Here is a 10,671-nt window from a genome sequence, read left to right as displayed (position 1 = left end):
GTAGGCCGATGCAAGATGATTCATGGCCGTGAGTGTATGGGGATGCCTGGTTCCCAACTTTACTTTCATCTGGTTCACCGTCGGTTCAACAAGTGGTAAAGCAAGATCAGCTCGTCCAACTTCAAGATAAGCCTGCGCGAGCCTGCATGCATCGATCAGTGTGCCTCTATCATCATCTCCAAATTTCTTTCTGCTGAGATTGAGCGATTTTTCGAACAGCGGTAATGCCAATTCATGCTTGCCATCTTCGCAATAAACCAGAGCGAGATTTCCCATGCACGTTAGCGTGCGGTCATCAGCGTCACCCAGTTTGATCAATGATTGTTCATAAGCCTGCTTGAGCAGCGGAATGGCATTCTTGACGTTTCCCAAGTACATATAACATAAAGCCAGATCATTCATGCACATCAACGTATCCGGATGATCTACCCCCTTGTGCTTTTCGTAGATTGGAAGAGCTTTCGAGTAGACTTCCATGGCATGAGAAGTCTCTCCCAAACTAAAAAGTGACATGCCCAGTTTCTTTTGCAGGCTGGCTACCACCATCGGGTCACCCAACTGCGCGTTATTTAATTGACTGACAGCATGTTTCAGATTCTTCGCCAAGGCCTGTCGGAACTCGCCTAAATCGACATACTTCTTATTGGCATCCAGCCCGCTGAAGACTGATCCCAGAATGTCGATTCCCTGCTTGGCATACCCCAGATTCTTTTCTGCTTCCTGCCGCTTCGCGTCGGCATCCAACTTCGCCAGCCGCTCCCCTTCGGCCCGCTCGCTTTCTGCAATACGAGCACGGTTAGCCTCCATCATGCCCCACGACGTACCGGCTATCCCTGCAAGAAGCGTGAAGAATACTAGCCCCGCTGCTATCACGCTGCCTTTGTTTCGCCGGACAAACTTCTTCACACGGTACGCGGTACTGGGTGGAACTGCCACTACCGCCTCACCTGAGAGATAGCGCAATACATCAGCAGCGAACCCGTTGGCCGTTTCGTAACGGCGGGTGCGATCCTTCTCCAGCGCCTTCATCACAATCCAGTCAAGTTCCTGCCGTAATAGTCCTGTCAGATTCCTCGGCTCGGTGCTGCGATTGGCGCTCAGGCTTGCCAGGGTATCGGCAGTGGAAAGTTTCGTGCTGGGACGAGGTGGCTCTTCTTCCCGCACTACACGTAGCATTTCCAGAAGCCCTTTTTGCTCTAACTCCTTCTTTGAAAACGGCGGCGACCCGGTAAGTAACTCGTAGAGCAAAACTCCAAGTGCATAGACATCGGAGCGGGTGTCGATATCAGCGTTGTTGAACGTTGCCTGTTCAGGCGACATATACTGTGGTGTGCCTACCACGCCGCCGAATCCGGTATCTATGGTCTTTTCCGTCAGCGTTCCTCCGGTTGCCTTGGCGACACCAAAATCAATAACTTTGACAACGGGTTTGTCATCATACAGGGCAATCAGCACATTCGATGGCTTGATATCGCGGTGAATGATGCCCTTCTGGTGAGCGTGCTGGATGGCTTGGCATACTGGCACAAATAGTTCCAGCCGTTCTCGTGGCGTCAACTTTCGGCTATCACAGTAGTCGGTTATCGGGATTCCTTTGACCAGTTCCATGACGAAAAAGGGTCGATGGTCATGCAGGCCGCCATCAAGAACCTTGGCAATATTCGGGTGATCCATCAGGGCCAACGCCTGTCGCTCCGCCTCGAAACGTGCCAGAACCTGTCTGGAGTCCATGCCAGCCTTGATCAGTTTGACCGCAACAAATCTCTTGACTGGTTCCGACTGTTTGGCGCGCCAGACACTTCCCATTCCTCCTTCGCCAATCAATTCAACCAGAGTGTATTTGCCAGCAATGACAGCCCCAGCAGATTCTCCCGCGACAGAGTGAAACGAACTGGTTCGAGCAGGTGGTAAATCGGCTGTTGCCTGGGGAGGAGCCTTGTGGAGAAATCCACCAGAGTTTTCATGGGCCTGCAGAAGTGCCTCCACACGCTTTCGCAACTCTGGCATGCCCTGACAGGCACGGTCCAGCAGCGCCGCCCGTTCCGAATCCGGCGTTTTGAGGGCTAATTCAAAGAGTGTTTCTTCCGTCATGGCATGCCTCCCACTCCACTAGCGAGAATAGAGGCTGGGCAGCGTCAATGAAAGTTATTTTTTCTCAGGCAGCTTAGGATATTTCTCCCGCTCCGCCTGCCACTTCTTCACTTCGTCGGGCTTGTTGGTTTCGGTGTAAAGTTGGATGAGGCGGTCGAGGGCTTCGGGGAGGCGTTTACTTCCCAGAGGGGGGATGGTTTTTTCCCTTTGTTTCATGCCTTCATAGCCCTTGAGCAGCAATGGCTCGGCCTCCAAGTATTTCTTCTGATGAAGGAGTACTCTGCCTAGCATGGATTGTGTGTTAAATGTAATCCAGTTATCAGGTTCGATCTTTTGTCGGATAGCCAGGCTTTCGCGAATCAGTGGTTCGGCGTCGTCGTTGCGTTTCAAATCCACGAAAGCCAGCCCGAGCAAGGCTAATTGTCTGGCCAGTTGCAAACTTTCCTTGGGAAGCCGTTTGCGGGCATCGACCACTAGTTCGTTAGTCAGACGAGTTGCTTCGATAAACTTTCCCGCTTTCACATAGCCTTCTTGCAGCTGTGTGCCCATCGAACGTAGTGAAGGATGCTTCTGTGCTGCGGAATAAGCTTCTTCCAATAGTGGAATGGCTTCGGCTAGTCGACCTGCATCTTTGTAATTTACTCCGAGGTTAGCAATGGAGACAAGCGTATCGGGATGCTGTCGCCCCAATTTCTTTTCGCGTCGAGCGAGAATGTCCTTGAAAAGGGGAATGGACTGGTCGAGTTGGTTCAAGGACCAGTACGTGGCTGCCAGGATATTCAGGTTAGCCAGGGAATCGGGATGATCGGCTCCGAGTTTTTTCTCTAAGGCCCCCCGTGCCTGCTGAAGCACGGGAATTGCATCGGCAGGTCTTCCGGCATCACGGTAGGAATCAGCCAGATTGCCGAGTGTGGTAAGGGTAGAGAGGTGTTCAAGCCCCAGGTGTTTCACCTGAGCATCTCGTACTTGTTCATACAATGGAATCGCTTCGGATATCCGTCGAGCATCCGAGTAAGCTAATGCCAGGTTGTTCAGACACAAAAGCGTATCAGCGTGTTCGGGCCCCAGATTCTTCACCATGGCTTCGCGAACGGTCTCGAGTAACTGGATGGCTTCGACTGTTCGTCCAACTCCCCGATACTCATTTGCCAGACTGCTAAGGTTTCCCAGCGTGTCGGGATCATTCGGGCTCGTCTTTAACTGAATATCACGAACCTTCTCGAACAACGCAATTGCCTCGCCCCTTCGCCCGACAGCAGCATAGGCTGCCGCCAAGTATGCGAGAGTTCGGATGGTATCGGAATGGTTGGCTTCCAGTTTCTTCTCCTGCATACTTCGAGCTTTTTCCAGTACTTCGATAGCTTTCGAATAACTACCTAGTTCCCGCAAGGTATTCCCCAGCGTCGACTGTAATCGGGCTTCGGCCACTTCGTCGGCCACTGCTTCCGACTCTAACTGGTCAGCGGCTTTCACTGCTCGTACCCGCAATTGTTCGTAGAGTGGCTTCCCCTCCTTTTCTTCAGACCGCGGGCTAATCCCCGAAAGCAACCCGGAAAACAACTCCACCCCTTTTCCAATCTGTGTCAATCGTTTCTGTGTTTGAATAAGGGCTTGGTCCTTCGCTCTCGTTTCTTGGCGGGCCTGGCCGGTCTGATAGTTAGCTTCAATGAGCCCCCATGTTGTTCCTGCTATCCCAGCTACCAATGCTAAGAACACCAGACTGGTAGCCAGCAACTTTCCCCGGTTCCGTATTATGAACTTCTTCAGTCGATATCCCGTGTTCGGCGGTCTAGCTTCCACCGCTTCATCCGACAGATAACGCTGAATATCCCGTACTAGTCCATTGGCTGTTTCATACCTCCGGTCACGCTGTTTCTCCAGACATTTCATCACCACCCAGTCGAGTTCGCCACGCAACAGTGCCGTCAGCTTGGCCGGCTCGATATGCCGTACCGCAGCAAGAGAGGGAAGGGATTCTGCTGTCGAGAGCCTAGTTGATGGCTTACTCGGTTCTTCTTCACGAATGATGCGAATGACTTCATCCAGTGCGACCTGCTTCAGTCGCTTGCTGTCAAACGGTCGAAGACCAGTGAGCAGTTCATATAAAATTACGCCTAACGAATAGATGTCCGCCCGCGTATCGACATCCTGATTCGAGAAACCTGCCTGCTCCGGGCTCATGTATTCCAGCGTGCCAATAATTGCCCCGAATTGTGTGGACATGCTTTCATCGGTCAACTTGCCACCGGTCGCCTTAGCCACACCAAAGTCAATCACCTTCGGCACAGGCTTGCCATCAATCATGGTCACAAGAATATTGGCTGGCTTGAGATCGCGATGCACAATGCCTTTCTGATGGGCATGCTGAACCGCCTGACAGATGGGCACGAACAGTTCCAGCCGTTCGTTGATGCCCAGCTTGGCTTCATCGCAGAATTTATTGAGCGATAGTCCATTCACCAGCTCCATGACAAAGAAAGGTTGTCTGTTCTCGGTGATGCCGCCATCCAGTACCCTGGCGATGTTCGGATGGTCCATCATCGCCAGGGCTTGCCGTTCCTGCTCAAACCGCTGCACCACCGACTTCGAATCCATCCCCGCCTTGATGAGCTTCAGTGCGACTTTGCGTTTGACGGGTTTCGACTGCTTGGCGACCCAGACCTCCCCCATGCCGCCTTCGCCGAGTTTCTGTTCGAGCGTGTAACGACCGGCAATGACGATGCCGGGGCTCGGTTCGGGGGATGTAAAGCTGGCAGTGGCCTGAAAGCCGGTGGAAGCTTCAATCGTAGGAGATGGTTTGGAGAGCGGCGACGAAGCGGCATCAGCCGCAAGCAACGCCTCCACCCGTGCCCGCAACTCCGGCTTGCCTTCACAGGCACGGTCAAGAAATGCCGCCCGTTCTGCTTCGGGTGTCTTACGTGCTAGTTCAAAGAGTGTTTCTTCCGTCATGGCATGCCTCCCACTCCACTAGCGAGAATAGAGGCTGGCAAGCATCAAAGATAGTTATTTTTCTGAGGGAATATGGGATTATTTTTCGACTGATATTCCTGCTGAATGCTCCTATCTTTCCCCCGTCATGCTCTAACTGTCATCCTGCGTAGCCAGCATCATGGTGATGCCAGCACGCACCAGGAGACAGAGTGATGGCGAATAAGAAATTGAAGGTTGGGGCAGCGGAATTGAAACTGCCTGAGAAGAAGGTCAAGGGTGAGAAGAAGCCCAAGTGGCAGGCGAAGACGGGTGGTTCCAAAAACAAGAAGACTATCGCTGAAACACCAGAGATTGTCGTTGAAACCGAGCCAACGCTGCAACCAGAACCAACGGATGCCGCGACTGTGGCAACAAATCTCGACACAGGCACCGTGGAGTCAAAGACGGATAGCGTGGCGGCAAATACTCATGAAGAATCTGCTGTATCAGCGCCCAACTCGGAAGAACCAGCCGCCAAGAAACCCCGCAAGCTCAAAGTCAAAGCAGATGCACCACCCAAAAAACTTAGCATGATGGCTGCGGCGCTGCAGGTACTTCAAGAACGCAAGGTTGCAATGACATGCCCGGAACTGATTGACGTGATGGCGACAGAGGGCTTGTGGACATCACCTGGAGGAAAAACGCCTGCCAATACCCTTTACGCTGCCATCAGTCGCGACATCAAGGACAAAGGCAAAGCGTCGGCGTTCAGGAAGGCGGAACGGGGGAGGTTTGAGGCGAAAATTAAGTAACAATTGAAGCGAGAAGACCCCGAGAGACTAAACGGGGTCTTTCTTTTATGTTCGGTAATCTGATTACGAAGCAAATTTTAATTCTACACGGCAGCCTTCGTCTTGCAGCTTCTCACGCCATTTTCTGAAATCCATCCTTGTCATCAACATACTTGGCGGGGTAACGTGATCTTTTCCAAATATCAAAAGCAACTGGCGTGGCTCACTTTCTGGAACGTCTGGAGTTGTCCTCGAAAGAAAGACCTTGCCTTCGTTTGTGTCACCGATGAAGTATGACGCATTCGGTTGAAATGTTTCACCCACAATGGCACACATTGGTCGGTTTCTAAGAGAGAATCGGATCAGGTTACCAAGGGTAAGGTTGGCTGTTTCAGTCCGAGGTTAATCTGTTTGCGTCGGTGCCTGGCTTGAGCCATCTTTACACGACGCTCTTCACAGCTGATTTTCTCCTGACGAAAGTGCTCTTGTAGTGCAGTGGTGGCACCATCTACGAATCCAATCCGTTGGCAAACATGATCCTGCAAAACTATAGTTGGATCGGGTTGGCCTAGTACAAAACAGCTTTCGTGTGCCTGATTAGTGTCATCGTTATATACATTGCAAGGCATCGTCCCAAGGCGGCTCATGGCTTGCTGAGCTTTGCCTGCTTGCTGACAGGTGGAGTGGTGACATACAGTTTGTCTCTGGTGTTTGTCTGCACGTAATGATACAGCTATTTATTCTTCAGATTATCGCTTCGAGTTCGTTTTCGCTGCTTCCAGAACGGCTTCAGCGAGTAACCAGTTTTGGTGGAATAGCGCTGCTTCGAGTTGCATATCCTTTATGCACTGACGTATCTGTTCTTCACGCCAGCATCGAATATCAGCAACATCAGGGTTAAACTCTTCAGGGTACTTGGTTTTAAGTTCATTGTATCTTGTGATTCGATCGTCTTCAGTGCTTAATGGTTTGAGCTCCCCACTTCCATCAATGATATACCCAGAATTGACTTGCGCTAAATGAAGCAAATCTGCTATCGGTCGTTCATCGATAGGTAAGCTCCACACTCGAGCGGTATTATCATTTGAAGCCGTAAGTACATAGCGACCATTTGGACTGAATGAAGCGCAAAAGACATATGATTTATGACAAAGTGCTGGTGTCAACGGTTGTCCGGTGACAACGTCCCAGACGCGAGCAGAGTTGTCAAACGAAGCCGTCACTAACTTCTCTCCATCTGGACTGAAAGAAACATAAGTAACGATTCCCTTGTGCTTCATCAGTTGTGTACGAGGCTGCCCAGTAGCAACATCCCAAACCCGTGCAGAGTTATCAAGTGATGCGGTTACTATCGACTTGCCATCAGGACTAAACACCGCACGAATAACCGAATTTTCATGCTGAAGAGGTGGCGTGACGAGTTGACCTGTTTGGATATTCCACAGCTTCGCTGTCTTATCAGCAGAGGCAGTCACAATGTACTGGCTATCTGGACTAAATGACGCACTGTATACTTGATGTAAATGTTCTAATCTAGCAATTAGCTTCCCAGTAACGGCGTTCCAAATCGTTGCATCGCTGTTATCAGAGACGAGTGCAATCAGCTGACCATCTGGACTAAACACACCGCTGCTTACCATAAAGGGCAATGGGCGTTTGTCATCTACCAGAGTGAGAAGCGGACTACCTTTTATTGCATCCCATACCATCGCAGTGTTTTCAATACCAGTTGTGACGATACGCCGAGAATCCGGATTAATAGATGCATGAGTTAGACCTGCTTTATGCAATAAAGGCGGAGTGGTAGGTTGACCATTTTTTGTACTCCATACTTGTGCAGTTTTGTCTTTTGATGCTGTAATGACACGACTCCCATCAGGGCTAAATGCTGCAAAATGAACAGAGTCTGCATGGATCAGAGGGGGTAAGAGCGGTTTACCTGATGTTGCACTCCAAATACGAGCAGTTTTGTCATTAGAAGCAGTGATGACACATTGACTGTCCGGACTGAACGACGCTGTAAATACCCGATCGTTATGTCGCATACTTAGAGAGGATAAGCTCGTTATCGCTACTTCCCAAACACGGGCAGTATTGTCTTTGGAAGAAGTAATGACCCTTCTGCCATCCATACTAAATTCTGCATGCAAGACAGAGTTCCCATGCTTTAGAGGAGGCATGACCAGTTGGCCAGTTGTTGCATTCCATACCCGAGCTGTACTATCTTCGGATGATGTAATAATCCATCGACCATCAGGACTAAACGCTGTGTGCATAACGGAGCCTTCATGTTGCAGTGGCGTGGTAATTGGTCGTCCACTATCCACGTCCCAGACAATAGCAACTCCGTCTTCAGAGCCTGTTACAATACGAGAGCCGTCGGGACTAAATGATGCGTGTATCACCCGCATGGCATGCAATAGAGAAGTGATTGGCTTACCGGTGATTGTGTTCCATATCCTGGCCCTCATATCCAATCCAGTAGTCACAACATACCTTCCATCCTTGCTAATCGACGCACTGTAAAGTGAATATTTACCGTCGTCCAACACATGCCGCAGTTCATCTGTTGTTGGCTGTCCAGTACTTGCATTCCAAGCACAAGCGTATGAATCTGTAAGAGTTAAGATAAATCGACCGTCAGAACTAAATGCAACATCTTTGACTTCACTCCAGTGCTTAAGATTCCTGATTCTTTCTCCTGTAAAAAGATTCCAGACTATTACACTTTTATCACTCGAAGCGGTGACGATCTGTTGGCCATCGGGGCTAAATGTAGCGTGATGCACAAATTTTGTGTGCTCAAGTTTCGCAATCAACTTGCCAGTAGCAACATCCCATACGTTCGCTTTATTGTCTTCAGAAGTTGTGACAATGCGAAGGCCATCCGGACTGAATGATGCACATTTTACGCCGCTTGAATGGTCAAGTGTCTTTATCAGTTTTCCTGTAATAGCATCCCACACCTTTGCGGTGTTGTCATCCGAGGCGGTCACGACGCGTTGGCCATCTACACTAAACGATGCAATATTGACTGCTCGTTGATGGTTAAAGTTATGTCGCCAATATGTACGCAGCAAAGAGAGCTTCTGATATGCTCTTATTCGTTGTCGAGTTATCTTGACCATTTCGAAATGATCAGGAGCAATGACAAGTGAATGAGCAAGCCATAATTGTCCTTTATAAGGATCACCTTCATAGAACATACGCAGGCCTTCTCGGCTTGCTTGCATAGCCAGCAATTGCTCAAGTCTGTACTTTTCTTTTCTGATTTCCAGCGATTTCTCTTCTGTTCGTTTCTTCTCTTCTTGAACGTCAATTGCACGATTTTCCGCCTTTTCCTCGTTCTTCTTCGCCAGGGCCTCGGCATCAATCGCCCGATTCATCTGCCACAAGCTCACTGCCAAACCCGCAAGCAGTGCGATCACTACTAACCCTCCCGCAAACACCCGCCCCCGATTGCGCCTGACGAACTTCTGCGCCAAATACAACCGGCTCGGCGGATGCGCCAGCACCGCTTTGCCATCCAGATACCGCTGGACATCCATCCCGAACCCGTTCGCTGTCTCGTAGCGTCGATTACGATCCTTCTCTAATGCCTTCATCACAATCCAGTCAATATCGCCACGCAGGGTCGACACCAGCGACTTTGGTTCCAGCCCACGACGTATGGCGGTATCTGACAATGTCGCAATACTGGACAATCGCTTGCTTGGTATTGGCGGTTCCACTTCACGAATCATCCGCAGCATCTCGTCATACATCGCCTGGCGGAGTTCCTTACGTTCAAAGGGAACTTGCCCCGTCATCAGCTCGTACAGGATCACCCCCAGCGAGTAGATGTCCGCACGGGTGTCAATATCCAGCGCATTCACTGAGGCCTGTTCGGGAGCCATATACTCTGGTGTGCCCAGCATCATGCCCTGCTCGGTGAAGATCGTTCTGTTTGTCAATGGCTGATGTAACGCTTTGGCTAACCCGAAATCGATCACCTTGGGTATCGGCTTGCCATCGTAGAGAGCCACCAGCACGTTGGTGGGTTTCAGGTCACGGTGAATCACACCCTTCTGATGGGCGTGCTGCACTGCGTTGCAGACCAGCAGGAACAATTCCATGCGTTGCCGAATCGTCAGCTTGGCTTCATCACAATACTTGGTGATGGACAAACCCTTAACCAGTTCCATGGCGAAGTAAGGCTTACCTGCTGAGGTCAGGCCCGCGTCGTAGACCTTTGCAATATTGGGATGATCCATTAGGGCCAGTGCCTGGCGTTCTGCTTCGAAGCGAGCCATCACCTGCCTAGAGTCCATGCCCAATTTAACGAACTTCACCGCCACATGCCGACGGATTGGCTCGACTTGATCCGCTTCCCAGACAACGCCCATGCCTCCTTCACCCAGTCGTTGTAGCAGACGAAATGGGCCAATTCGTTCCCCGGGCATCGGCTCGGGGACGAAGTGAGTACCTCCATTTTCTGGAGATGGGAGAAATGTGTTCGTAATGTTCTCTTGGCTAGCCATGGCATGAGCTCAGTAGAACTTGCCTCCTGATAGTAAGGGCTAGCCATGAGGTGTCAAGAAAGAAGCAAGTATTCATCGCAGTACAGTAACTTCCCTTCGTCATGCTTGACACGAAATTGGAAGTGAAATCAATGTCGAAATTACGTGAGAGTTCGCCAATCCTCTACGGCATTGACACGGTATCAGACAGTAATCCACGACTGCTGATGCTGTACGAGTTAGAGCATTTTCAAAAACCATCTTGCGCATTCAGGTAATACATGAAATACTGTGACGTGTCCATGTCATGGAGTCACAGATGAAAGCGTACTCGGTTGATTTACGTGAGCGGGTGTTGGCAGACTTTCAGGGAGGCATGA

At 50.4% G+C, this 10,671-nt stretch carries 5 protein-coding genes; 1 reads left to right on the top strand and 4 read right to left on the bottom strand.

The window, feature by feature from the left end:
• Together JNJ77_13560 and JNJ77_13555 are read right to left on the bottom strand one after the other, a co-directional pair.
• The coding region (locus tag JNJ77_13560) for a serine/threonine protein kinase (protein ID MBL8823611.1) at positions 1–2,091 on the bottom strand (2,091 nt) is incomplete at its 3' end.
• 54 nt (positions 2,092–2,145) lie between these two features.
• Positions 2,146–5,040, bottom strand: coding sequence for a serine/threonine protein kinase (locus JNJ77_13555; protein ID MBL8823610.1), 2,895 nt, complete (start codon positions 5,038–5,040; stop codon positions 2,146–2,148).
• A 194-nt stretch (positions 5,041–5,234) separates the two neighbouring features.
• Between JNJ77_13555 and JNJ77_13550 the strand changes: the two genes are divergently transcribed.
• Positions 5,235–5,813 (top strand): winged helix-turn-helix domain-containing protein, encoded by a 579-nt coding sequence (locus JNJ77_13550; GenBank protein MBL8823609.1) that lies wholly within the window; start codon positions 5,235–5,237, stop codon positions 5,811–5,813.
• Between the two features lie 63 nt (positions 5,814–5,876).
• Here the strand turns inward: JNJ77_13550 and JNJ77_13545 are convergent, their stop codons facing one another.
• Both JNJ77_13545 and JNJ77_13540 read right to left on the bottom strand, forming a co-directional pair.
• A complete protein-coding gene (locus tag JNJ77_13545) occupies positions 5,877–6,128 on the bottom strand; it encodes a hypothetical protein (protein MBL8823608.1) in 252 nt (83 codons plus the stop codon).
• Between the two features lie 413 nt (positions 6,129–6,541).
• Positions 6,542–10,177: a protein kinase gene (locus tag JNJ77_13540; protein MBL8823607.1), complete on the bottom strand. Its 3,636-nt coding sequence runs from the start codon at positions 10,175–10,177 to the stop codon at positions 6,542–6,544.
• Positions 10,178–10,671 lie beyond the last annotated feature (494 nt).

This window comes from Planctomycetia bacterium (assembly GCA_016795155.1).
Classification (GTDB): Bacteria; Planctomycetota; Planctomycetia; order Gemmatales; family HRBIN36; genus JAEUIE01.
Note: the sequence above shows the minus strand (reverse complement) of the source record. Positions and strands in the feature narration are given on the sequence as shown.